This window comes from Acinetobacter sp. NS-4 (assembly GCF_037402435.1).
GTDB lineage: Bacteria > Pseudomonadota > Gammaproteobacteria > Pseudomonadales > Moraxellaceae > Acinetobacter.
In genome coordinates, this window is sequence record NZ_JBBEUE010000004.1 from 111,433 (window position 1) to 134,197 (window position 22,765).

At 42.2% G+C, this 22,765-nt stretch carries 24 protein-coding genes and 1 other RNA gene; 18 read left to right on the forward strand and 7 right to left on the reverse strand.

Features of this window, described 5'->3' with window-relative positions:
• Positions 1-59: 59 nt before the first annotated feature.
• The 3 genes from upp (at position 60) to WAE57_RS04670 (ending at position 1,891) form a co-directional block, all read left to right on the forward strand.
• A complete protein-coding gene (gene upp / locus WAE57_RS04660) occupies positions 60-695 on the forward strand; it encodes a uracil phosphoribosyltransferase (protein ID WP_337708723.1) in 636 nt (211 codons plus the stop codon).
• 83 nt (positions 696-778) lie between these two features.
• The gene (locus tag WAE57_RS04665) at positions 779-1,072 is read left to right on the forward strand and encodes a cold shock domain-containing protein (RefSeq protein WP_237786140.1); all 294 of its coding nucleotides are present in this window, start codon (positions 779-781) and stop codon (positions 1,070-1,072) included.
• An 87-nt stretch (positions 1,073-1,159) separates the two neighbouring features.
• Positions 1,160-1,891 carry a cold shock domain-containing protein gene (locus WAE57_RS04670; protein ID WP_337708725.1) on the forward strand — a complete coding sequence of 244 codons (732 nt, stop codon included), beginning with the start codon at positions 1,160-1,162 and terminating at the stop codon, positions 1,889-1,891.
• Between the two features lie 39 nt (positions 1,892-1,930).
• Here the strand turns inward: WAE57_RS04670 and gigC are convergent, their stop codons facing one another.
• The gene (gene gigC, locus WAE57_RS04675) at positions 1,931-2,815 is read right to left on the reverse strand and encodes a LysR family transcriptional regulator GigC (protein WP_337708727.1); all 885 of its coding nucleotides are present in this window, start codon (positions 2,813-2,815) and stop codon (positions 1,931-1,933) included.
• An 85-nt stretch (positions 2,816-2,900) separates the two neighbouring features.
• On the opposite strand from gigC, the gene WAE57_RS04680 reads away from it, so the two are divergent.
• Positions 2,901-3,662, forward strand: a complete 762-nt coding sequence (locus tag WAE57_RS04680) for a ferredoxin--NADP reductase (RefSeq protein ID WP_337708729.1) — start codon at positions 2,901-2,903, stop codon at positions 3,660-3,662.
• Between the two features lie 160 nt (positions 3,663-3,822).
• Here the strand turns inward: WAE57_RS04680 and WAE57_RS04685 are convergent, their stop codons facing one another.
• Complete coding sequence (locus WAE57_RS04685; protein ID WP_086174960.1) at positions 3,823-4,245, reverse strand: hypothetical protein; 423 nt, start codon at positions 4,243-4,245, stop codon at positions 3,823-3,825.
• A gap of 464 nt (positions 4,246-4,709) precedes the next feature.
• Between WAE57_RS04685 and WAE57_RS04690 the strand changes: the two genes are divergently transcribed.
• The 4 genes from WAE57_RS04690 (at position 4,710) to WAE57_RS04705 (ending at position 7,604) form a co-directional block, all read left to right on the forward strand.
• Positions 4,710-4,988: a hypothetical protein gene (locus WAE57_RS04690; protein ID WP_086174868.1), complete on the forward strand. Its 279-nt coding sequence runs from the start codon at positions 4,710-4,712 to the stop codon at positions 4,986-4,988.
• A gap of 220 nt (positions 4,989-5,208) precedes the next feature.
• Entirely contained in the window at positions 5,209-6,921 is a 1,713-nt protein-coding gene (locus WAE57_RS04695; protein WP_337708732.1) for a mechanosensitive ion channel, read from the forward strand.
• Between the two features lie 221 nt (positions 6,922-7,142).
• Positions 7,143-7,289 (forward strand): hypothetical protein, encoded by a 147-nt coding sequence (locus WAE57_RS04700; RefSeq protein ID WP_337708734.1) that lies wholly within the window; start codon positions 7,143-7,145, stop codon positions 7,287-7,289.
• A 162-nt stretch (positions 7,290-7,451) separates the two neighbouring features.
• Entirely contained in the window at positions 7,452-7,604 is a 153-nt protein-coding gene (locus tag WAE57_RS04705) for a hypothetical protein (RefSeq protein ID WP_237786146.1), read from the forward strand.
• 15 nt (positions 7,605-7,619) lie between these two features.
• Here WAE57_RS04705 and WAE57_RS04710 read toward each other — a convergent pair whose 3' ends face one another.
• Both WAE57_RS04710 and WAE57_RS04715 read right to left on the reverse strand, forming a co-directional pair.
• Positions 7,620-8,819: an NAD(P)/FAD-dependent oxidoreductase gene (locus tag WAE57_RS04710; RefSeq protein ID WP_337708736.1), complete on the reverse strand. Its 1,200-nt coding sequence runs from the start codon at positions 8,817-8,819 to the stop codon at positions 7,620-7,622.
• Positions 8,820-8,872: 53 nt separating this feature from the next.
• Positions 8,873-9,754, reverse strand: a complete 882-nt coding sequence (locus WAE57_RS04715) for a pyridoxal-phosphate dependent enzyme (protein ID WP_337708895.1) — start codon at positions 9,752-9,754, stop codon at positions 8,873-8,875.
• 305 nt (positions 9,755-10,059) lie between these two features.
• Here WAE57_RS04715 and WAE57_RS04720 point away from each other — a divergent pair, with 305 nt between their 5' ends.
• The 5 genes from WAE57_RS04720 (at position 10,060) to WAE57_RS04740 (ending at position 13,377) form a co-directional block, all read left to right on the forward strand.
• Complete coding sequence (locus WAE57_RS04720) at positions 10,060-10,251, forward strand: NF038215 family lipoprotein (RefSeq protein ID WP_086174864.1); 192 nt, start codon at positions 10,060-10,062, stop codon at positions 10,249-10,251.
• A gap of 421 nt (positions 10,252-10,672) precedes the next feature.
• Positions 10,673-11,296 (forward strand): LysE family translocator, encoded by a 624-nt coding sequence (locus WAE57_RS04725; protein WP_337708738.1) that lies wholly within the window; start codon positions 10,673-10,675, stop codon positions 11,294-11,296.
• Positions 11,297-11,688: 392 nt separating this feature from the next.
• Entirely contained in the window at positions 11,689-11,817 is a 129-nt protein-coding gene (locus WAE57_RS04730) for a hypothetical protein (protein WP_269091498.1), read from the forward strand.
• Between the two features lie 117 nt (positions 11,818-11,934).
• Complete coding sequence (locus WAE57_RS04735; protein WP_337708897.1) at positions 11,935-12,384, forward strand: ABZJ_00895 family protein; 450 nt, start codon at positions 11,935-11,937, stop codon at positions 12,382-12,384.
• Positions 12,385-12,468: 84 nt separating this feature from the next.
• Positions 12,469-13,377, forward strand: a complete 909-nt coding sequence (locus WAE57_RS04740) for a TIGR01777 family oxidoreductase (protein WP_337708740.1) — start codon at positions 12,469-12,471, stop codon at positions 13,375-13,377.
• Here the strand turns inward: WAE57_RS04740 and thiO are convergent.
• Both thiO and hemB read right to left on the reverse strand, forming a co-directional pair.
• Positions 13,363-14,487 carry a glycine oxidase ThiO gene (thiO, locus tag WAE57_RS04745; protein ID WP_337708899.1) on the reverse strand — a complete coding sequence of 375 codons (1,125 nt, stop codon included), beginning with the start codon at positions 14,485-14,487 and terminating at the stop codon, positions 13,363-13,365. The two genes, WAE57_RS04740 and thiO, sit on opposite strands and share 15 nt — an antisense overlap.
• 18 nt (positions 14,488-14,505) lie before the next feature.
• Positions 14,506-15,519 carry a porphobilinogen synthase gene (gene hemB, locus WAE57_RS04750; protein WP_337708742.1) on the reverse strand — a complete coding sequence of 338 codons (1,014 nt, stop codon included), beginning with the start codon at positions 15,517-15,519 and terminating at the stop codon, positions 14,506-14,508.
• 108 nt (positions 15,520-15,627) lie between these two features.
• On the opposite strand from hemB, the gene WAE57_RS04755 reads away from it, so the two are divergent.
• From WAE57_RS04755 to WAE57_RS04765, 3 genes are all read left to right on the forward strand, one after another.
• Positions 15,628-16,125 (forward strand): thioesterase family protein, encoded by a 498-nt coding sequence (locus WAE57_RS04755; protein WP_337708744.1) that lies wholly within the window; start codon positions 15,628-15,630, stop codon positions 16,123-16,125.
• Between the two features lie 287 nt (positions 16,126-16,412).
• Complete coding sequence (locus WAE57_RS04760) at positions 16,413-17,564, forward strand: HlyD family efflux transporter periplasmic adaptor subunit (protein WP_337708746.1); 1,152 nt, start codon at positions 16,413-16,415, stop codon at positions 17,562-17,564.
• Positions 17,565-17,570: 6 nt separating this feature from the next.
• Positions 17,571-19,103 carry a DHA2 family efflux MFS transporter permease subunit gene (locus tag WAE57_RS04765; protein ID WP_337708749.1) on the forward strand — a complete coding sequence of 511 codons (1,533 nt, stop codon included), beginning with the start codon at positions 17,571-17,573 and terminating at the stop codon, positions 19,101-19,103.
• 58 nt (positions 19,104-19,161) lie between these two features.
• On the opposite strand, the gene glpK is transcribed toward WAE57_RS04765, so the two are convergent.
• Complete coding sequence (glpK, locus tag WAE57_RS04770) at positions 19,162-20,646, reverse strand: glycerol kinase GlpK (RefSeq protein WP_337708752.1); 1,485 nt, start codon at positions 20,644-20,646, stop codon at positions 19,162-19,164.
• Positions 20,647-20,777: 131 nt separating this feature from the next.
• On the opposite strand from glpK, the gene ssrA reads away from it, so the two are divergent.
• Positions 20,778-21,136, forward strand: a transfer-messenger RNA (tmRNA) gene (gene ssrA, locus WAE57_RS04775).
• Between the two features lie 183 nt (positions 21,137-21,319).
• Entirely contained in the window at positions 21,320-22,366 is a 1,047-nt protein-coding gene (locus WAE57_RS04780; RefSeq protein ID WP_337708754.1) for an Arm DNA-binding domain-containing protein, read from the forward strand.
• The last annotated feature ends 399 nt before the right edge of the window (positions 22,367-22,765 follow it).

Below are 22,765 nucleotides of genomic sequence, written 5' to 3' on the forward strand. Positions count from 1 at the left end.
AGATATAAAAAACATTTATAATAGTCGAAATTTTTATCTCATCTTTTAGGTGTTCTCCCGTGGCTATTCATGAAATCCGTCATCCGCTTATCCGACATAAACTTGGTTTGCTACGCCGTGCAGACATTAGTACAAAAAACTTCCGCGAACTTGCTCAAGAAGTCACCATGCTGCTTACTTATGAAGCAACCAAAGACTTACCGATGTGTGAGCATAAAATTGATGGCTGGAATGGCAAAGTAACCGTAGACCGTATTGCGGGGAAAAAAATTACCGTTGTGCCAATTCTGCGTGCCGGTATTGGCATGTTAGACGGTTTTTTAAACCTGATTCCAAGTGCCAAAGTATCGGTACTGGGTCTTGAGCGTGATGAAGAAACCTTGCAAGCACGTACTTACTATAAAAAACTGGTACCAGACGTACAAAACCGTTTGGCGATGATCATCGACCCGATGTTGGCAACCGGTTCTTCATTGGTTGCAGCTATTGATGTATTAAAAGCCAGCGGCTGTAAAGATATCCGCGTGATGGTTCTGGTTGCTGCGCCAGAAGGGATTAAGAAAGTAGAAGAAAAACACCCGGACGTGACAATTTTCACCGCATCTATTGATGATGGTTTAAATAAAAACGGCTATATCGTTCCAGGTCTTGGCGATGCCGGTGATAAAATCTTTGGTTCAGTTCAAAAAGACTAATTTTTGAAAGAATCAAAAAAAGAGGCTGATACAGCCTCTTTTTTATATACTGTAGATATGGATTTTTAGAATAGGACAGAAACATGAAAGATGAATTGTATCAGGGCAAAGTAAAGCAATACGACGCTGCAAAAGGGTTCGGTTTTATTGGGTCAGAAGAAGGTGACGTATTCTTCCATATTTCAGATTTCCCAGCTGCTGATGGTGAACCGAAACGTAACGAACGCGTGAAGTTCAATGTTGTTCAAAATGGCGATAAATATAAAGCTGTTAAAATTGAGCGTATCGAAGACAATTCTGCGAAAGCTAAAAAATCTAAAGTGGCAGCACATAACAAGTCGATTACTTCAGCTTTGCTGTCTAACTTTAAACGCTGATCATTGCAAATGATCTGAATGGAAAAGAGACTTTTTAGTCTCTTTTTTATTATAATAAGAAAAAATATAAATGAAAAAGAGTGCCTTATGTTTATTCAGGGGAAAGTCAAAACCTATAATGCTACGTGTGGTTTTGGATTTATAGCAGTGGATGGGGAGGTGAAAGATGTGTTCTTTCACATTCAGGATGTACCAAATAGCAGTATCGAACCTAAAGTCGGTGAGAACTTTAAATTTATTATTGCCGAAGATGACGGTAAATTCAAAGCCGATCGTATTGTGCGACTGGACATACAATCTGTTTCAATGGATCGCATAGCCGCCAAGCCATCGGGTAGCAAAAAATCGACTGCTTCGTCACGTTATCATAAAGGTGGACATACAGGCAAAATCTTGATCGGCATTGCATTGATCATCATGGCGGTGGGAGCTGTGATGGGCTATGGCAAATATCAGGATTATCGCACTACCGAGCAGCTGAAAGCACAACAGTTGATCATAGAGCAACAGCGTATTGTGTCGGAACAGCGAGAAGCACTGGGAGATTTACCAGAAGCGATTTTATCGGAGCAGGGGCAGCGTAATCTAGCTGCTGAAACTTATAATACCAATAAACCGCGTTCAGAAAAAATCAGTGCTAGTATTGATCAGCAAAATGGAGTGAGGCTGGCAACCACACAATTTAAATGTGATGGACGAACGCATTGTTCACAAATGAGTTCTTATGAAGAAGCATTATTCTTCTTAAGAAATTGTCCAGGAACAAAAATGGATGGTAATAACGATGGCGAACCGTGTGAAAATGATTCACGCTGGTAATAAAAAAGCGCCACTTAGGCGCTTTTTTTAAATCATTTTTTATTCTTCACAGAATTTCATAAAGGCTTTTAAACCCGGACCCTGATATTTTTGACGATGCACCAACATGAATAAAGGTCGAGTCAGTTGCCAGAAAGGGGTTTCTAAAATGACCAGCTGACCTTTTTCACGTAAAGGTTCAATGGCGAGTTTAGAAATACAGGACATTCCCAGACCACCAGCGACAATTTTAAGAATGGCTTCATTATGACCGAGGGTTAATCGGATATTGGCATCCGGTAAATCTTTGAGAATTGCATTATCAAAAACTTCACGGGTACCTGAACCTTCTTCACGTAAAATCCACTCTACACCTACTGCCTCGAAGTCCGTAGAGGTTAATGGACGTCCAAGTTGCGCCAATGGATGATCCGGTGCACAACACACCGCAAGTTCATCGTCACGCCAGTGGATACACTGTAATTGTGGCAGATGACATGAACCCTCAATCAAGGCTAAATCAAGCTGGAACTGATTCACGGCTTCAATCATCTGCCGGGTATTACCCACTTGCAACTGCAAATGTGCTTGCGGCTGGATCTGTAGAAAGTCTGCCATCAGGTCGGGCATCAGATAATCACTGATAGTCAATGTTGCACCCAAGCGCAGGTCAATACTTTGCAATTCACCTTTGGCAGCCTGTTCAAAAGCGTCGCAACGACCTAAAATTTCCAGAGCTTGCGGGAGTAAAAAGCGGCCTAAATCATTGAGTTGTAGACGTTTACCGAGACGGTCAAACAGTGGAGCACCTAAGCCATCTTCCAAGTCTGCTAAAGCCATACTTGCAGCACTTTGCGTGAGCTTGACGGCATCACTGGCCTTGGTTACTGTGCCTTCTTGTGCGACTGCTACAAAAACAGCCAACTGGCGTAAAGTCATGCGCATGAATAGAGCCTTAACATTTAAAAAATATTAATAAATTATGTGGTCATGCTACCATGAGCACAGTCTTTCATGCCACGTTGAAATCATGTCAATTGAAAAATTTAGCTTAGAAAAAGTTTTATCTGTACACCGTTGGACCAATAACTTATTCAGTTTTACCATGACGCGACCTGCGCATTTCAAATTTACCGCCGGGCAGTTTGCACGTATTGGCTTAAAAGTGGGTGATGAGCTGGTGGTTCGGGCTTATTCTGTAGTGTCATCACCATTTGATGAAACGCTTGAATTTTTCTCAATTGTGGTACCCGAAGGCGCATTTACCTCGAATTTGCAACATCTCAAAGTGGGTGATGAGCTGTATCTGGAAAAAATTCCCTATGGCTTTTTAACCCTGGCACGTTATCAACTGCCTTTGCCGCAGGATTTATGGCTGTTGGCTACAGGTACAGGCTTGGCACCGTTTATTTCCATGCTACAAGACTTTGAAACCTGGTCTAAATATAAAAATATCCACTTGGTCTATAGCGTAAGAACAGAAGCTGAACTGGCTTATGTAGAGCGTATTCAGGAAATTGCAGAAACATTTGGTGAAGGGCATAGCGGCTTTCAATTCGTACCGATTATCACCCGAGATCCCAATGCAGCGTTACATGACCGCTTGCCTGTGCTGATTGAAAATGGGGAACTGGAAAAAGCGGTGGGACTACAATTGAATGTTGAAACCAGCCATGTGATGCTGTGTGGCAACCCACAAATGGTGGAAGATACCAAAGAAGCATTAAAAGCGCGTGGTCTGAAGATGAACCGTCGTGGTGAAGGCAATATTGCGGTAGAGAATTATTGGTAAGAGCATTTAGAGTTCCTCCCTTTTTAAAGGGAGGTTAGGAGGGATTAAACGGAATAATTTATCTCGTAAATTGAATTCCCCTAAATCCCCCTTTGTCCAAAGGGGGACTTTAAAGGCACAAAAAAACCTCCACTGCGGAGGTTTTTTTATTGTTCATCTTTTAATGCACAAACATATCAATATATTCACGAATTTCTTGAATGGCCGTTTCTACATCGCTGGTGAGCCAAGTCGGTTCAAACAGACCTGAATAATGTTCAAGACGGTCTTGCGGAACCACCAATCGAATCGGGCACTCTTCTTCCAGCAAGCGCCAAGGAATAATCGGCACTTCATTGTCTAAAAAAGGCGCAATATTACGAATGTCGATCACCATGGCATTGATGCACTCGGGGAAAGGCATCACCGAAAATTCTTCGGTACGACGGCGGAAATATTCCAGATCACCCCATTTAAGTATGTAACTTGGTTTATTAAATTCAATAATACCAATCAGATGTTCATCACGTGTGTAATGCAAGCCACATTGATGGGTGACATCAGTGTCCAGATCAAGCGTTACAGATTGCTGACGATACGCCATAAAATTAAGCAGCATGAAAAACAAGGTGCATAATTATAGCTCATTTTAGATTTTTCAGCACCTCAAGCACATATCATCTTGTTAAACTGACCACGATTAAAAGACCGTTAATTTACTTATTTTAAAACTGTAACTTAAATTACTTTTTCGGTTTTTTTAAATTTTACCGGGACTTAAATAAACTAACAATTCATTATGCCCAATATAAAAAAAGTGTAATGAAAATCCCTTAGACAGTCATTAAAACAGTAATAGCAGTAATTAAATGAGCTCTGGCATGAGTTAAAATCAAATGGCTAAACTGTTTTTAGTGCTAAAACGATTTAAAAGGCTATTTTCGCCATCCACTGTTTTTTAAGTAAAATTTACATGTATTCACCATGTCACTATGCTTTTATACATAACCCATCAGCAAATATTGTTAATATAAAAATACGGAAACTAGATAAAAAGAGGGGAAAAACATGACACATGATTTTAACAAACCACCTCATGTTACTAGCGCAGAAGAAAGATCTCAAAAGAAACGTTTGCCAGTTTATATTTTAGTTCTTGTGGGTGTGTTCTTCATTGCCGTACTGGTTTACATGTTTGCGGATAATAAACCCACCGCAGAGGATGCACCTCCAGGACATCCTGAACCTACTGCCCAACCTGCAACACCAAATAACAGCACCACCGCTACAGCAACAGATGACGCTGTAGCCACAGACAGCAATACTGCGACTGCATCAAATCGATAGCTCGAAACTTAAGTCATATTTTTTAAAGCCCTAATCTGCAAAGGATTAGGGCTTTTGTGCATTCTCATGTGCGCTTTTGTTGTATTTATGCTGGTTCGTGTTGAATAAAAAATCATCGAAATTTAATGTGTTTTTAATGTCGTCATTTCAGGTTGAGCACACTCTACATAACCCCCGATTCATCAGAACATCAATAAGTAATAACAAGAGGAATAACCGTATGAATGAATATTTTTCTGGAGGCCCTAGAGGCGGTGAATTCGATGCCATGTATTACTGGAATCAATTTCATCCCATTTTAGCTGCCGTCGCTATTTTATTGATAGGTTGGCTTCTGGCTCTGATTATTGCAGCAGGCATTAAAAAAGTTTTAGAAAAACTGGAAACCAATCGCCGACTTTCCGGAGCCACCGGACACCATTCCAATGTTGAAAATATTGTCTCCCGGATTGTCTTTTGGGTGGTCATGATCATTGCGATCATTGGTGCCTTGAATGTACTCAACCTCACCGGTGTGAGTGGGCCGTTCAGCAATATGCTGCAAAATATCCTGGTATTTATCCCTCAACTGATCGCTGCGATAGCAGTAGGTTTTGTGGGCTGGATTATCGCCAATCTGGTCAAGATAGGCTTGCAGAGACTGCTCGACCGTACTCAGCTGGATGAAAAACTCAGTGCGGATGTGGGGGTAAGCCCAATTAGCCAGAATATTAGTGATATTGTCTACTGGCTGATTTTATTACTGTTCTTGCCTATTGTACTGTCTATTCTGGGTCTGAACGGATTATTGTTCCCTGTACAGAACATGGTGAATGAAGTTGTTTCATTCTTGCCGAATATCTTCATTGCCGGTGTAATTGTATTTGTTGGCTATATTCTGGCAAAAATTGTACGCGGTATTGTTGAAGGTCTGGTTCGCAGTCTGAACCTGCAACAGCAGGCACAAAAAATCGGAATGTTTAAAAATTCCAATTTGCCGCAAGTACTCGGTTCATTCATCTTTGCAGTCATCATCATTACCGCTTTAATCATTGCATTTGAAGCCTTGGGTATTGAGGCAATTTCGCAGCCTGCCACAGCCATGCTGTATGAAATTATGAATGCCATTCCGCACATTATTGCAGCTGGCTTGATCCTGATTCTGGCTTATGTGGTGTCCCGTTTCGTTGCCAATCTGGTGGTCGATGTCATTTCTGGAACCGGTGTAGATGAAATTCCGGCCAAAATGGATGCACAGCGCTTCCTGGGTGAAACCAAGGTTTCTACAATCGTTGGCTACCTGATTGTGTTCTTCACCATGCTGTTTGCAGTATCTGAAGCTGCAAACCGATTAGGTTTTGAACAAATTAGTGCACTGATTTCGATGTTTATCCAGTTTGGTGCCAATATTTTATTGGGTGCAGTCATTCTGATGATCGGTTTCTGGCTGGCCAATCTGGTGGCACAAGTGATTGGGCGGGGCGAATACAACAGTTCACGCTGGCTGGCCAATCTGGTCCGTATCTTGATTATGGGGCTGGTAATCGCTATGGGCTTGCGTGCAATGGGTATTGCCGATTCTATTGTTAATCTGGCCTTTGGTCTCACACTGGGCGCGGTTGCCGTGGCCTTTGCATTGGCCTTTGGTCTGGGTGGACGTCAGCCTGCCGAACAGGTGCTGAATGACTTAATTGATAAATGCAAAAAAGATGCGAAGGAGCCTAATCCTTTGCATAAGGAAAATTCGGACCAAATCACTTCAGAACAGGATTCAAATTCAGTCTCTGCTCTGGCTGCACGTGAATTTACTGAACATGATCCAGAAACTTCAGGACAGGGCACTAACCCTCCAGCAAATAAACCTTCAATTTCTGATCAGGGTGTTCCAGATTCGCTAAATGTTAATCCTAATCAGCCGCTACAAAATAATCCCAACCCTAAAGATGATCAATAATCGATTGCCTTAGAAAAAATTGGCCAAATGAGCACAAACAAAGCGCTGCTTTGTTTGTGCTCAATGGATGAGCATGTTTTTTTGTTACTTCCCCATTATGAAGCAGTTAGTTAGCATGACTAAATTTTTCTATTTCGAGCCTGATATCAGTAAAAAAAATATACATCGTTGCAACGATAGACGAATTTTCACTAAATCCTAATTCTTAACAGGAGATTTAAATGAGTAAAAGAGAACCGAACAAGTTTCTTGTACCAATTGTGATCGCAGGCATTACGGCTGGATTCTTTATTAGTGCCTATAAATTTGTATTTGCCAATTTAAAGCTGAGCCTCAAGAGAGAAGTCAAGAATATCAAGAATATTTAGCCGAAAATTCAGATGAAAAATAATCAATAAATGCTCGATTGTTGGCATGTATTATGCTAAATATAATTGCAATATTTATAGAATATAAAGACTTAGTTTTAATATTCTTGAAATATTCATCATTCTATACTAGGACGTATAAATAATTATTGAGGGGAAATTATGATGTTAGTTAAGAAGTTTTTTGATTTATTTGGTCAAACATTCCAACAAGACTGCCAACATACACAAGCAGTTGCAAAGATGAATCAAGCAATTGTGCGTATGCAGCAGAAACAGAATGTTGAAATTTTACGTACCGATTATTTAGAATAATTCAGTGTGAATGAATTAAACATATTGCGATGCGGCATGTGCAGACGCCCATGCCCATTGAAAATTAAAACCACCTAAATGACCAGACACGTCCAGCACTTCACCAACAAAGTACAAGCCTGGCTGCTTCTTGCTTTCCATGGTTTTGGATGAAACTTCTGTGGTATCGACACCACCCAAAGTTACTTCTGCAGTACGGTAACCTTCAGTGCCTGAAGGTTTCACTTCAAACTGATGCAGACGCTTGGCAATCTGTTCTAATTTTTCATCACTTAAATTACCAATTGCCGTATCGGCAGACTCTGTCCAGATTAAATTTTGCAGTTCCAGCACCACACTTTTTGGCAGATGCTCATTTAACAAGGTGCGCAGCAACACTTTAGGCTGGCTGGCTTTTTTTGCTTTAAAGAAATTCACCAGATCGAGATCAGGCAGGAAGTTGATATGAAAACTTTGACCGACATTCCAGTAGTTGGAAAGTTGCAGCGAACTTGGGCCACTTAAACCACGATGGGTAAACAGCAAGGCTTCAGTAAAACTGTTTAAATCATTCGATAGGGTGGCATCGACAGCATTACCACTTAAACGTGTGGTGACTTCTTTGAACTGGTCGCTAAAAGTAAAGGGCACCAAGCCTGCACGGGTAGCATGAACATGATGGCCAAACTGTTTGGCAATTTCATAACCGATCCCTGAACCACCCAGCGTAGGTACAGATAAACCACCGCTCGCCACAACCACCGATTCAGCCTGGAAATAACCAGACGTAGTCGCAACTTGAAAACCTTGTTCATCTACAACCGTCACCGCTTTGACTTCACAGCTGGTTTTAATGTCGACCAAACTGGTTTTCTCGCATTCCTTCAAAAGCATGGCCAAAATTTCTTTGGCACCATTTAAGGTAAACAGCTGTCCGTGTTTTCGTTCTTCATATTCAATACCGTGTTCACATACCAAGCCAATAAAATCCCAGTTGGTATAGCGAGTTAAGGCCGAGATCACAAAGTGTGGATTATGTGAAATGTAGTTTTCAGGCTCGACATACAAATTGGTAAAATTACATTTACCGCCACCCGACATCAGGATTTTTTTACCCACTTTGTTGGCTTTTTCCAGCACCAAAACTTTACGGCCACGCTGTGCTGCCATAAATGCCAACATCAGACCTGATGCACCTGCACCTAAAACAATGACATCATACTGATTTGTAGACATGAGCAACCTGCGGAGATAAAAGCAGGGCATTATAGACAATTTTGCGCTCAATTTCAGGATAGATCTGCATCTCTATGCCGACCTTGTAGGCCGCCAGTATGAATTACCAGAATGCGACTGCCTGCCGGGAAATGGTTTTGGCCAATTAAATCCATCAATCCATACATCATTTTAGCGGTATAGACCTGTTCCAATCGGAGATGATGTCGGGATTCAAAGGACTGCATAAACTGAAATAGTTCAGGACTGGTCTTGGCATAACCACCGCAGCAATAGGCATCGCTAATCTGCCAGTTTTGTTTGCTGGTCCATTGCTGCACATCCAACTTGAGGAAATCACCTTTTAGTGCAGAAAATCCGAGAATGTGCTGATGGTTGGAACTTGCTTCAATCAGTCCTGTCATCGTTCCGCCTGTTCCAACGGCACAGCAGATCACATCATAATTGTACCGGTCTTCGGCAGTTAAAATTTCCTTGCAGCCTTGAATGGCAAGTGTATTGGTTCCACCTTCGGGAATGAGATAATGCTCTGGATGGTGCTGTTGCAGTTGCTCTAGAAATACGGGACTGTTTTTCTCACGATAGTGTTGTCGGGAGACAAAATGCAATTGCATACCCAATTGCTGAGCGGTGGCCAAGGTGTGATTGAGTGCCTTATCTTTAAGTTCTTCACCGCGAATAATCCCAACACTTGCAAAGCCGAACAGCTGTGCTGCATAAGCGGTAGCCGCAATATGATTGGAATAAGCACCGCCAAAAGTCAGGACTTTTTTAAAGCCTTGCTGCTCTGCTTCCAGAAAGTTGTATTTCAGTTTAAAAAACTTGTTGCCGGAAATTTGAGGATGAATTTGATCCAATCGCTTCACGGTCACTGTAATGGGTGCATTCAGCTCAAGTTGCTGATAAGTGACTGACTGTGCAATACGGTCAAACATTTCATCATGATCCATAAATATTTAACCGTATTGTACGCAAAATATTTTTAGCTATAGCAATATTATTTCTTAAGCGTGTGTATCTACGGAGATTGCGACAGACAGGCGAGAGTGAAGATTAAATTTTATTAGGCAGTTGATTTTAAATTTTGAATGGCTAGTTCTGTGAAGTGTAAATTTTAATAGCGATATTTATTTTGTAAAAATATCTTAAGAAATTGAATTAAAAGCATAAAAAAATGATCGAAAAATACCCATTAGTGTTAATCTAAAAAATATAACAACTATGAAAAAGAGGATATGTGATGAAGACGCTATCCGTAGGTTTATCGCTGTGTATGTTGCTGTTGATGACTGCTTGCGATGCCAAAAATGACTATAACAAGCCGAAAACAGAAGTGCGCAGCATGATTATTGGTGGTGTGCCTGTGTATGAGCAAGATTATCGGCTTTCTCAGCTTAGCGCGCGTGAAATTCAGCCAGTGGCTCAAGAATAAACTGAGCTGAGTTTTAATCCCGAACTTTAAATCAAGCTAGACCTGCCCGTTGGCAGGTCTAAATTTATATGCATCAATAAATTATTGTGCCGAAATGATGTACTGATTTTCATTTTCCGGTTTTGTGGGCTGCCACTGAAATGGATCCAATGCTGCGAATTTTAGACGAATTATGCTTATCTTTTTTTTCAAGCTAAACGCTCTTTTCCAGACTCAAATGTCGTTCGCTATACAGCAGCTATGCTCATCTATTTTCTCATTAATGAGGGATTTAATTCGCTTGGTTAGTGATTCTATAGGTAATTTTGTAAATGCCTAGTGAATTATTCGGTGGAATTGTGAAAAAGAGGTGAAATACTGGGAGATATTCAGCTTTTTAAATTGTAAAATTGCCGCGAAATTAATTTAAACAGGTGTACTCGTGGAATCATTATGGATTTTGGGATCAATTGCATTTGCCTTGATGTTAGGCGCAATGAGTCCTGGACCGACATCAATTTATGTCGCTAAAAATTCAATTGCAATTTCACGTCGGCATGGCTTATTTACCGCTTTAGGTACAGGCACAGGAGCTGCCATTTTTGGCCTGTTGGCCGTGCTTGGATTACAGGCCTTTTTATTGGCAGTGCCGTCAGCCTATTTGGCTTTAAAAATCTGTGGTGGTTTATATCTATTGTGGATGGCTTATAAAATTATTAAACATGCCAAAGAGCCAATTGAATCTGGCCATGATTCAGCAGCTCAAATGTCACTACGCCGTGCATATACCACAGGCTTAATTACCCAGCTTTCCAACCCAAAAATTGCGATTGTCTTGGCCAGTATTTTTACTGCACTTTTACCCAAAGAAATTCCGACCTATTATTATTTTGTGTTACCCATTCTGTGCTTCTTTATTGATGCAGGCTGGTGTTCACTGGTTGCAGTTGCTTTGTCGGCAGAAAAGCCACGCCGTGTTTATTTAAAATTTAAAGCCGGTTTTGACCGTGCAGCGGGTGGAATCATGACTTTGCTGGGCTTGAAGTTGATTTTTGGGATGAAGTAAATTATTTAATCGTGGTCTAAATTAACCTGTTTGCAGTGCAAATTTTTATTCTAAATATTAAAAAATAAATGAATAATTTCGTCGGTGTCTTACAGTATTGACAGATATTACAGGATTAACCTTCGGTTCGACCTACTTTTGTTTTGGCAAAAGTAGGCAAAACCATTGTCATCCACAAAACCTGTTCACCTCTTGGATTTTTTTCATTGTTTCGCAGAAATAATATTATGCAGAGAACACGCAGGTTGTGGATGACGTTTCCGAGTCTCATTTTGATTGCAAGCTTTCGAACACAGATTAAGTCAGTATTATTTAGATGCCTGTATGGCTCATACAGATCATTAAGATTAAAATAGACTTTAGAAAATAAAAGACCGACGATTCGAGTGATGATGAAATCGTCGGTCAAAAAATCTGTTGCAAGTTTTAGCTTGGGCTGCTGTTCCGCACTAAAACCTGAAACTAAGTTTATTGCTTTAGAAAAGTTCACCGAAAATATTGTGGATGCCGGTACAAATTAACGGTTTATGAACTTCGTACCCTATATAACGCAGGCTTTTACAGATTGGTTGACAATAAAATGAAAAAAAACTCATTTTTTTTTATACTGAAGCTCTAAAAGTTGTTTATGCAGGTACATCGTGTCATTAAATCGATATTTTTTATGGTTTTTTTTCTTTTGTTTTATTTTTACCTGTATTTGCGGCGTACTGGCTGCTTTACTGCCAGCCGGCATGGGTGGAGTGCTGACCATCGTGCCTTATTTAACTGCAATGATTTTAGTGCTGTATAAGTTTTTAAAGCAACAGAGACGTGCACCGACCGATCAGGAACGCAAAAAAATCACTCTGGGATTCACGGCAATTTTCTGGGGCTATAACCTGGCCTTTTTACTGCTGGGTATTGGGCTTTTTGCCAAGAATGATCCTGAAATTTGGCAGAATTTTCTTTTATATCTTAAAAATCCGCAATTTATGAGTATTGTACTGATTATGCTTTTATTGATTGCCATCCCGCTTTATCTTTTGACCTATTGGTTTTATGGCAAACAGGCACAGCGTATGGCCAAAAAAATGTTTGGCGAATAAAGCATCAACATGCGCTCAACCGATGTACGCTTGAATTTGTACTGAGCTTGATCTATAGATAAGAAAAACACGAGTGCTTATCAAATGCAAAAAGCATGTGTCTTGATTACCGGCGGAAGCGGTTTTATCGGCTCGCATTTGCTGCCTTATTTACTGGCGCGTGATTATGCGGTAATTGGGCTGACCCGCCAGAAGAATAAGATTTCACGGCATCCCGATCTCACCTGGATTCAGCATTTAGAAGAACTGAAAACCGACCGAATCGACTATGTGATCAATTTTGCCGGTGAAAGCATTGCCCAGGCACGCTGGACAGCCAACCGCAAGCAACAACTGATTGAGAGCCGGGTTGAAACCACGCATCAGCTTTATCGCTATCTGGAGAAAAGACAGATTTTTCCAAAACGGATCATTTCAGGTTCTGCAGTGGGTTATTACGGCATTGATCCGACGGAACAATGGTCCACAATCTGTACTGAACAGTCGATGCCACAAGCGATTTTTATGTCGGAACTGTGTCAGTTATGGGAACATGCAGCCTTAAGTTTCGCGCAGCAACAAACCAGGATTATTCGTCTGGGCATTGTTCTTGGCCGAAATGGTGGAATTCTGCCACGTATGTTATTGCCAATTAAATTCAATCTGGTCGGGCGAATTGGCCATGGGCGGCAACCCGTGGTTTGGGTGCATATTCAGGATGTGCTGCGTGCCATTGAATTTCTGATGCTGCATGAAACATCGGGGCAGATTTTTAATGTGGTCGCACCGGAAAAAGTCTCACAAGGGCTGTTTGCCAAAACCGCTGCACAGATGCTGAAACGGAAACCATTTTTTTGTTTGCCCAGTTTTGTATTGCAATGGATGCTGGGTGAACAGTCACAGTTGGTGCTGAATGGACAGTATGTATCGTCCAAAGCCCTGCGAGAGGCCGGTTTTGAGTTTAAGTATCCGACTTTAAAAAGTGCGTTGCAGGATATTCTAGTCAGCCGTTAAAACAGTTTCGGATTTTAGTCGTGTAGCACTATAAGGTTCAGGATTGACTAGCGTGGGTTGTTGCAGCATCAGCTGTCTTAACAATCGAGCAGAGGCGGGACCCATACATAAGCCATTACGGAAATGCCCGAAGTTGGCCCAGAGATTATCAATTTCTGGCATTTTGCCAATATAAGGAATACCAGTGGGGGAACCCGGTCTTAAACCCGCCCATTGTTTTTCGATCGGGAAATTGGCCAGTTCAGGCACCATCTCGAAACAGGCTTGCAAAATCTTGTCTTTGGTTGCGGCGGTGGGGGTGGTATCAAAACCACAATTGGCCATGCTGGAACCACAGACTACATGGCCATCTAAACGTGGAATCAGATACATTACATCGTTCATGCACATGGTCGGCAACCAGTTTTTAGGGGTTTTAAACAACACCATTTGGCCCTGAACCGGGTGTACCGGAATTTCCAGTTCCAGTTGTTCAGACCAGTGCCGAGACCACGCACCGGTGCTCATCACAAACTGGTCAGCCTGATAAGTCTTACCATTTTGAGCACGTACAGACTGCACCTTTCCATTGGTGATATTGAACTGCTCAATTGGGCAATGTTCAACCAATTCGACTTGGGGATGCTGTTTTAAATAGGCTGTGATGGATTGCAGTAAACGCGGATTTCTGACATTGGCAATCTGGGGAAAATAAATCGCCTGCTGGAATTTTGAATTGATAAAAGGATTAATCTGTTCAATTTGTTCGTGTTGCAGATATTCACATTGCTGCATCGGTTCCTGAAATTGCTGGGCATAATTTAAGCCCATTTCAAAATCAGTTTCGTCAAAAATCAGCAACCCGGTTTCATGGATTTGAAAATCAACTCCGGAAACCGGTTTTAATTTTTCATTCCATGCAGAATAGAGCGACTTGCCATATTGCGCCAACTCATTGACTGCTTGCGGATAGCGCCAGGGATACATGGGCGAAAGGATACCCCCTCCCGCCCAAGAGGCAGCTTTACCGGCTTGCTGTTGATCGAAAATAGTCACGGAACATCCTTGTTCCACAAGCTCTAGTGCAGTCATCAGCCCACTGATGCCTGCTCCAATGATGGCAATTTTCATCGCTTGTGCCATTGATCCTTATTTCATGTCTTTGAGTTTAAGTGCAGCTTCTTCGGCAAAATAAGTCCAGATTCCGTCTGCACCGGCACGGCGGCAGCTCATCAGTGATTCAATGATCACGCTGTCGGACAGCCAGCCATTTTGAATGGCACCAGCCAGCATGGCATATTCACCACTGACTTGATACACGAAAGTAGGCACACCAAAGTTGTCTTTTACTTCACGAACGATGTCGAGATAAGGCATACCTGGTTTGACAATCACCATGTCTGCACCTTCCTGAATATCCAGGGCAATTTCATGCAGCGCTTCGGCACGGTTGCCAATATCCATCTGGTAATTGTACTTGTTGCCCCCTTTCAGGTTAGTCGATGAACCGACTGCATCACGGAAAGGACCGTAAAAGCTGGAAGCATATTTAGCCGAGTAGGCCATGATGTTGGTATAGATATGACCGTTAGTTTCCAAAGCCTGACGAATCGCGCCAATACGGCCATCCATCATGTCACTCGGTGCAACCACATCTGCACCGACTTCGGCATGACTGAGTGCCTGTTTAATCAGGCATTCAACAGTTTCATCATTCAGCACATAGCCGGTGTCATCAATGATGCCATCCTGACCATGCGTGGTATAGGGGTCTAAAGCGCCATCAGTGATGAGTACCATTTCTGGCAATTCTTTTTTCAGTAACCGAACCGTGTTTTGTACCAGGCCATCTTCATGCCAGGCCGCTTCGGCGGTTAAGCTTTTATCTTCTTGTGGTGTGACTGGAAATAAAGCCAGTTTAGAAACCCCAAGTTCCAGTAAACGTTGTGCTTTTTTAACCAATAGGTCAGCCGAAAGACGCTGAACATTTGGCATACTTGGAATATCTTGGGTTTGATTTTGCCCCGGAAGTACAAATACTGGGTAAATGAGATGATCGGTCGTCAGCTGGGTTTCACGAACCATGGCACGTAATTGGTCATTTTTACGAATACGGCGCATGCGGGTAGCGGGAAATGCTGGACGATTGAACGTATAAGTCATAACAATCTCAATGATCAGTATTAAACTAGTCGCTATTGTAGACTCATAATTTGAGTTTAGGGCGACTGTATTCATTTTTTTATTCAATCCAGATAATTCGGGCAGACTATGACGCAAGCAGAGAAAAATTGGACCGGTAACATTCACTTAGGCTCGAAAGTTGATATTGATGTGGTGCTGAACCAGTTATGCAAAGCTTTTAATAAATCTCCTTTCTTTCAGCATAATGCTATGACCATGCGAGTCGTAGATGGCCAGATTGAAGCCTATATCGAAATGCAGCCTTATATGATTGGCAATGTAGCCTTCCAGATTTTACATGGCGGTGTAGCAGCGACCATTCTGGACAGTGTGGGTGGTATTGTGGCCATGGGAGAGCTGTATAAAAAGGCCAATGCTGACGATTTGCCCGATACTATTAAAAAAGTATCGCGTTTAGCAACGGTCGATATGCGGGTCGATTATCTGGCACCCGGTCGTGGCCAGTCATTTACTGCCCGCGCTGAGACTTTGCGTTTAGGCCGTAAAGGCTGCACCATGCGCATGACCTTGGTCAATGATGAAAACAAGGCGATTGCGACTGCAATTGCATCTTATACCTATTAAGTTTGCTTTAAGGCCATGGTGCTAAAACCAGTACAAAGACCCTATTTATTCGGCATTGAATGAAAATTCAGTGCCGAATTCATTTTTAAAGACTGATGAGTTACATTTTTATTATCGCATCATGATTTTTTGTCATTAAAATGTGCATCAATATTTAAAGAAAAAATGACTTTCTCATTGACACCATCTCCTGACATTCGTTGTCTTACGTAGCTGTTCGTTTCATCTCAATTAAAACGGCATCTATGATGTGTAGTGACCAAGTTTGATGGATTTAGGAATAATCGATGACAGATGTTGAAAATACCCTGCCAGAATCAAAACAAGATGAAGCAATTACAGACGATGCATTAAGAGCCAAACGCAAAAAGGCATTAGCTATCGTTGCAGTCATTTTTGTGATCATTGCCATTGTCTATGCCATTTGGACACTGTTTTTTAACCACAGCGTAAGCACCGATAATGCCTATGTCAGTGCAGAAACCGCTTCTGTCACTTCAATGGTCAGTGGTCAGGTTGAGCAAGTTCTGGTCAGTGACACTCAAGCCGTTAAAAAGGATGACGTGCTACTGCTGGTGGATCATCGTGATGCAGAAATTGCCGTGGCACAGGCTGAAGCGGAACTGATGAAAGCCAAGCGCCAATACAAGCAGACCCAAGCCAATAGCAGTGCCTTAAATTCACAAGTTTTTGTCAGTGATGATGGTATTCACAGTGCCGAAGCCCAGGTAGCCAAAGCTCAGGCAGAATTTAATAAAGCACAGGAAGATTTGGCACGCCGTACACAGCTTAGTGCATCGGGTGCAATTTCCAAAGAAGAACTCAGTACCGCTCAAAGCACTTTAAACAATGCCAAAGCGGGACTGGACTTGGCCAAGGCAGGATTGGCTCAGGCGCAATCCAGTCAAAAAGCGGCACAAAGTACCTTGGCAGCCAATGAAGCCCTAATTCGCGGCAGCAATGAAACCTCAACTCCGGATGTATTGATTGCTCAGGCAAAACTGAAACAGGCACTGCTTGATTTAGAACGCACTGAAATCAAGGCACCGTTTGATGGGGTGGTCACACGCCGCAATGTACAGGTCGGGCAACGGGTAGCACCCGGTTCCGTGGTGATGATGGTGGTTCCGGTATCCAAACTGTATGTCGATGCCAACTTTAAAGAAAGCCAGCTGGCAAAAGTAAAAGCCGGACAGAAAGCTACCCTGACTTCTGACTTATATGGAGATAAGGTTGAGTTTCATGGCACCGTGGTTGGCTTTTCAGGCGGAACGGGTTCTGCATTTGCTTTAATTCCTGCACAAAATGCAACCGGTAACTGGATTAAAGTGGTTCAGCGTTTACCGGTACGTATTGCACTTGATCCTAAAGAATTGGCCGAACATCCATTACGTGTAGGCTTGTCGATGGAAGCGAAAATCAACCTCGCTTCGAAGTAACGGCTTATGAATAATAATTACGTACCATTCGGCGACCTGAAAGGGGGACGCCTGATCCTTGCTGCCTTTGTGTTGGCTTTGGCTAACTTTATGGTGGTGCTGGATATGACTATTGCCAATGTTTCCGTGCCGCATATCACGGGTAGTCTGGCAGTTTCCAGTTCGCAGGGAACTTGGGTAATTACTTCGTATGCGGTTGCAGAAGCGATTTGTGTTCCATTAACCGGATGGCTGGCAGGGCGTTTTGGTGCGGTGCGGTTGTTTGTGATCAGTCTGATTGGCTTTACGGTTTTTTCCATTCTGTGTGGATTATCCACCAGTCTGGAAATGCTGGTTTTCTGCCGGATTGGACAAGGTCTGTTTGGTGGACCGATCATGCCCCTCAGTCAAACCTTGTTGATGCGTATTTTCCCTCCGGAAAAGCAGTCTCAAGCTATGGGTATGTGGGCGATGACTACTGTAGTCGGACCGATTCTGGGCCCGATTTTAGGCGGTACGATTAGTGATAACCTGTCCTGGCACTGGATTTTCTTTATTAATATTCCAGTGGGAATTTTCTGTGCGATAGCTGCATTACGCTTGTTAAAACCTGCGGAAACCTTAATTTCAAAAATCAGAATTGATACCATTGGGCTGTTCTTGCTGATTTTATGGATTGGTGCATTACAGTTAATGCTTGATCTTGGGCATGAAAATGACTGGTTTAACAGTACCTTCATTTGTGTCCTGGCGGTGATTACTGTCGTCGGGTTAATTCTGTTTATTATTTGGGAGCTGACCGAACGGCATCCAGTGGTGAATATCCAGATTTTTAGATATCGCGGCTTTACTTTCTCGGTGCTGTCTTTGGCCTTTGCCTTCGGTGCATTCTTCTCCAGTATTGTGCTGATTCCACAATGGGTACAGATTAACCTGGGCTATACCGCAACCTGGGCAGGTTATCTCACGGCGACCATGGGCTTTGGTAGTTTGCTGATGTCACCGATTGTGGCAAAAATGGCAACCAAATATGATCAGCGGATTTTAGCCAGTTTTGGCTTAAGTCTTTTGGCTGCAGTGACCTTAATGCGGGCTTTCTGGACCACCGATGCTGATTTTATGGCACTGGCATGGCCGCAGATTTTGCAAGGCTTTGCGGTGCCGTTCTTCTTTATTCCTTTGTCCAATATGGCATTGGCTTCAGTGCAGCCGCAGGAAATGGCATCGGCTGCGGGCTTAATGAACTTCCTGCGTACCATGGCCGGGGCAATCGGAGCATCCATTGCGGTAACTTTATGGGATGATCACACCAAAGTTGCTCGTAGTGAGATGGTTTCCAACTTGCATGTAGATGAAGTGCAAAATACCTTGATGCAAAGGGGTATGAGTTCAGAAGGTGCACTGGGCTATATCTCAAGTCTGGTGGATAAAGAAGCCTTAACACTTTCTGCCAACCATGTGTTTTTAATTTTAGCGATGGTCTTTGTTTTTGCTGCATTGATTGTCTGGCTCGCGCCAAGACCTAAATTGGGTGTGGGTGGCGGTGGTCACGCACATTAATGCTCATCCTCTAAGATATAAAAAAACCGCTGCATTCAGCGGTTTTTTATAGCGTATTTTATAAGTCTGATTTGGCACGTTTCAGTGCTGTTTGCCATTTATTGAGCTGGCTTTGTCTTTCATCATCAGACATCTGAGGTTCAAATATTCGTTCAAGTTGCCAGGATTGCGCAATCTCATCCAGGTTTGAAAATACCCCTGATTTGAGCCCGGCCATGGCTGCTGCACCCCAGGCGGTAGATTCCAACATTTTAGGACGCAGTACCGGAACATTAAGTATATCGGCCTGAAATTGCATCAGCATATCATTGCGACTGGCACCACCATCTACACGTAGTTCTTTTAAAGGATGGCTAATGTCGGATTGCATCGCGGTTAAAACATCGGAAACCTGAACAGCAATAGATTCCAAGGCTGCACGGGCGATATGGGCTTTATTGGTTCCGCGAGACATCCCGCAGAGCAGGGCACGGGCATCGCTGTCCCAATGTGGCGCGCCAAGTCCGGTAAAAGCAGGCACCAGCACCACACCATCGGTATCATTCACCTGTCTGGCCAGTTTTTCAACTTCGCTACTATTTTGAATAATGCCTAGACCATCCCGTAGCCATTGTACAATCGCACCCGCCATAAACACACTACCTTCCAGTGCATAAGTGGTTTGATCGTGGCATTGCCATGCCAGAGTGCTGAGTAATTTATTTTGGCTAAATTGAATTTGATGGCCGGTATTAAATAACATAAAGCAGCCAGTCCCATAGGTGTTTTTTGCCGTACCGACTTCAAAGCAAGATTGACCGAAGAGGGCAGATTGCTGATCTCCCAGAATTCCCATAATCGGAATATTTGCCCCCAACAAACCTGTGGCAGTGTCGGCAATATAAGTATCCGAGGCAATAATTTGCGGCAAAACCGAATGCGGGATATTAAACCGCTCGAGAAGCTCTTCATCCCAAGTCTGAGTTTGCAGATTCATCAGCATGGTACGTGAAGCATTGCTGGCTTCAATCACATGTTCTGCACCTTGCGTTAAATTCCACATCAGCCAGCTATCGACCGTTCCAAAAGCCACATGACCCTGTTGGGCAAGTTCACGTAAGCCCGCTACATTTTCCAGTAACCAGACCAATTTACCGGCACTAAAATAAGGGTCGATCAGTAAACCGGTTTTTTGCTGGATAGTCGCTTGCAAATTTTGTTGCAGGAGTTGGTTGCACCATTCAGTTGCGCGACGGTCTTGCCAGATAATGGCCGGGGCAAGCGGTTTACCATTGCGTTTATCCCAGATTACCGTTGTTTCACGCTGATTGGTTAGACCAATGGCTTTGATATCTTTGGCAAGAATGCGGGCAGAGGCGAGGGCTTGCTGTACCACTGCAATTTGTGTGGTCCAGATTTCCTGTGCATCCTGTTCAACCCAGCCTGAATGTGGAGTAGAAATATGCGTTTCACGCTGAGCTGTTGCCTGAACTTTTCCTTGTTCATTAAAGATAATCGCACGGCTGGAGGTGGTTCCCTGATCGAGTGCAAGTAAATAGCTCATAAATTTTTCTTTTATAGGACTTGAAAAATAAAATATTAGCGCAATTATTGAATTAATCGCATCTGTTTGTGTAAATGTTTAAAAAACGCACTGCGGGTTTGAACATTTATGTTATGATTGCGATCTACTTTGGGGGTGTTTCTGGCTTCGACGCTGGTGATGAAACTCATAGATGCATGTCGAGAGCGCATTTTCTCTCGTAAATCAAATTTGCATTTTTTAGTCGCAAACGACGAATCATACGCTCTAGCTGCCTAAGGGCAGCTTGTCCGCCTCTCCGAATACTTGTGGTTAGAGAGTCCGACTGAAGCGCACGCACACAAGTCCGTATAAAGCCAAGCCTCGGGGCTTTGTACTAAACTTAGAGGATCGCGATTTGTACCCTGTTCGTCGGGTCACAAAGAGTTAAAACAATAGACGATATCTAAGCATGTAGTATTCTCGAGCGTAATGCTGGCGGACGCGGGTTCAACTCCCGCCACCTCCACCAAAATTCTTTCCGAAGTAATCCATCGGAATCTAAAAAAGCCTTTAAACTCAATGTTTAAGGGCTTTTTTATTGGCTGTATTGTCCGACCCGATCCTAAGCTGTTTGACCCTATTTTTGCTTTCTGGGGGTCAAAATTGGGACAATTTGACCCACTAAATAAGTTTAATTATGTGGGACAAAGATATGTCGCTTACTGATGTGCTGTGTAAAAAAGCATCACCGAAGGAAAAACAGTACCGCCTTTCTGATGTTAATGGTCTTTCTTTACGAATAGATCCGAATGGGAAAAAATATTGGTCTAAGTTAAAAGAAAAAGAGTTTGTAAAAGGCACTGCTCTTGAACTTGATCCAGCGAACGTTGATGCTTGGAATGAACTTACTAAAGACTATAAGATCATTCAAGTGACAACGACAAACCTGCAAGCAAGAGACTTTAATTCAGCTCAATATAGTAAGACAACAGACCGAACCAATGAAAAAGAGAAAGTAGAATATTCAGCCTTAACACTGGTAGCTGAAATATCTCGCTATCTGAATATCAGTCCTATTCGTATTGAAAGTATGCTTGAGCATACTAAAGAAGGCCTTAAGCAAATTCTAAACTGTATTAATGAGTTTAATGAATTGCTTTATGACGTAGTCATTCCAAGATTGTTCAAAGCTATCTATGATCAGGAAGTTGAAAAAGAAACTATTGAGAAAGAAGTTCAGTTGATCATACCTCCAGCGGTTGGCGACTTATCATTCTATGAAATTGCAGAAGGTAAGGGTGGAACAGCTCTATATGCAAATACGCAAATAGGGTTGAGAGATAAAAGCTTCAATCTTGATACTTATACCTTTGACTCAAATCCAGAGTATGCATTGTTTTGGGATCTATTAAAGGATGATGGCGTAGAGAAAATTTACTTTACGGGTATGTTTACTGATAAGTCAAAAACTGAATTCTACTTCCAATATATCGACCCAGATTCATATGCACTGCGAAACTACTACCCAGATTTTTTAGTTCAATTGAAAAATGGTCAGTATGTCATTGTAGAGGTAAAAGGCGATCATCAGTACGAAGATCCTACCGTATTAGCAAAAGCTAAAGCTGCGAAAGAATACGCCAGTATGAGTGATATTGAGTATCGAATGATTAAAGGTACTGATGCCGTTGCGCATTTGTATCAGCATTTGATTAGCGGACAAGTCGTTGCGGAAAAAGCAGAAAATCTTATAAGCTAAAAGTAATAAAAGAGATCATGGCTGAAGCCATGATCTCTTTTATTTACAATGGGTAAATTGGGGTAAATCATTTTTAAAAAAATAAATATAATACAGATATTTAAGTGCTTAGTTAAACTGCCACCATCTCTGTAATAGATATATATGTAAAATACCCTTAGCTGAGAATAACAACAGTGAGCACTTTTATCAGTCAATGACTCAGGTAATGCCAGTTTGGAAAAAACCAAGAAGCGCTTGGATGGTATGGTGAATCGGTTTTAATATAAAAGTAGAGTTTTAAATATTTTTTTATTTCCTTTAAGATCATTAAATTAAAAAATTATTTTACTAAATGGTCTTTATAAATAGGTATATTTGTGCAGAAAACTGAGGAATCAATACTCCATAATTTAAAAG

Excerpts from the sequence above, each read along its gene's own strand:
- WAE57_RS04665 (WP_237786140.1), top strand. The coding sequence starts at position 779 with ATGAAAGATGAATTGTATCAGGGCAAAGTAAAGCAATACGACGCTGCA.
- WAE57_RS04670 (WP_337708725.1), top strand. The coding sequence starts at position 1,160 with ATGTTTATTCAGGGGAAAGTCAAAACCTATAATGCTACGTGTGGTTTT.
- gigC (WP_337708727.1), bottom strand. The coding sequence starts at position 2,815 with ATGCGCATGACTTTACGCCAGTTGGCTGTTTTTGTAGCAGTCGCACAA.
- WAE57_RS04680 (WP_337708729.1), top strand. The coding sequence starts at position 2,901 with ATGTCAATTGAAAAATTTAGCTTAGAAAAAGTTTTATCTGTACACCGT.
- WAE57_RS04685 (WP_086174960.1), bottom strand. The coding sequence starts at position 4,245 with ATGGCGTATCGTCAGCAATCTGTAACGCTTGATCTGGACACTGATGTC.
- WAE57_RS04690 (WP_086174868.1), top strand. The coding sequence starts at position 4,710 with ATGACACATGATTTTAACAAACCACCTCATGTTACTAGCGCAGAAGAA.
- WAE57_RS04695 (WP_337708732.1), top strand. The coding sequence starts at position 5,209 with ATGAATGAATATTTTTCTGGAGGCCCTAGAGGCGGTGAATTCGATGCC.
- WAE57_RS04700 (WP_337708734.1), top strand. The coding sequence starts at position 7,143 with ATGAGTAAAAGAGAACCGAACAAGTTTCTTGTACCAATTGTGATCGCA.
- WAE57_RS04705 (WP_237786146.1), top strand. The coding sequence starts at position 7,452 with ATGATGTTAGTTAAGAAGTTTTTTGATTTATTTGGTCAAACATTCCAA.
- WAE57_RS04710 (WP_337708736.1), bottom strand. The coding sequence starts at position 8,819 with ATGTCTACAAATCAGTATGATGTCATTGTTTTAGGTGCAGGTGCATCA.
- WAE57_RS04715 (WP_337708895.1), bottom strand. The coding sequence starts at position 9,754 with ATGTTTGACCGTATTGCACAGTCAGTCACTTATCAGCAACTTGAGCTG.
- WAE57_RS04720 (WP_086174864.1), top strand. The coding sequence starts at position 10,060 with ATGAAGACGCTATCCGTAGGTTTATCGCTGTGTATGTTGCTGTTGATG.
- WAE57_RS04730 (WP_269091498.1), top strand. The coding sequence starts at position 11,689 with ATGAAATCGTCGGTCAAAAAATCTGTTGCAAGTTTTAGCTTGGGCTGC.
- WAE57_RS04740 (WP_337708740.1), top strand. The coding sequence starts at position 12,469 with ATGCAAAAAGCATGTGTCTTGATTACCGGCGGAAGCGGTTTTATCGGC.
- thiO (WP_337708899.1), bottom strand. The coding sequence starts at position 14,487 with ATGAAAATTGCCATCATTGGAGCAGGCATCAGTGGGCTGATGACTGCA.
- hemB (WP_337708742.1), bottom strand. The coding sequence starts at position 15,519 with ATGACTTATACGTTCAATCGTCCAGCATTTCCCGCTACCCGCATGCGC.
- WAE57_RS04755 (WP_337708744.1), top strand. The coding sequence starts at position 15,628 with ATGACGCAAGCAGAGAAAAATTGGACCGGTAACATTCACTTAGGCTCG.
- WAE57_RS04760 (WP_337708746.1), top strand. The coding sequence starts at position 16,413 with ATGACAGATGTTGAAAATACCCTGCCAGAATCAAAACAAGATGAAGCA.
- WAE57_RS04765 (WP_337708749.1), top strand. The coding sequence starts at position 17,571 with ATGAATAATAATTACGTACCATTCGGCGACCTGAAAGGGGGACGCCTG.
- glpK (WP_337708752.1), bottom strand. The coding sequence starts at position 20,646 with ATGAGCTATTTACTTGCACTCGATCAGGGAACCACCTCCAGCCGTGCG.
- WAE57_RS04780 (WP_337708754.1), top strand. The coding sequence starts at position 21,320 with ATGTCGCTTACTGATGTGCTGTGTAAAAAAGCATCACCGAAGGAAAAA.